Source organism: Psychrobacter sp. TB55-MNA-CIBAN-0194, from assembly GCF_040309505.1.
In the GTDB taxonomy this organism is placed as follows: Bacteria; Pseudomonadota; Gammaproteobacteria; order Pseudomonadales; family Moraxellaceae; genus Psychrobacter; species Psychrobacter fozii.
Genome location: NZ_JBEOOW010000143.1, coordinates 1 through 288, shown reverse-complemented (window position 1 = coordinate 288; position 288 = coordinate 1). Strand labels below are relative to the sequence as shown.

At 42.7% G+C, this 288-nt stretch carries 1 protein-coding gene; it reads left to right on the top strand.

Annotation, left to right across the window (positions count from 1 at the left end; genetic code table 11):
• The coding region (locus tag AAEY75_RS14605) for a putative PEP-binding protein (RefSeq protein WP_352259966.1) at window positions 1–288 on the top strand (288 nt) is incomplete at both ends.

Genomic DNA, 288 nt, shown 5'->3' with positions numbered 1-288 from the left:
AATATCTCATACAGCCGAAGTCGGAGCACAAGGCATTGGCTTGTTTCGTACTGAATTTTTATTGATGAATGCCAAAGCGCTACCTAATGAGCAGCAACAATATAAACTCTATTGTGACGCCCTTCATAGCTTACAAGGTGAAGTGCTTACCATTCGAACGTTTGATATTGGCGCCGATAAAGAAATTCCTTTCTTGCCTCAAAACAACGAAGATAACCCTGCCCTTGGCATTCGTGGCATTCGCTATAGTTTGGCACACCCAGAGACCTTTATTACTCAAGTGAAAGC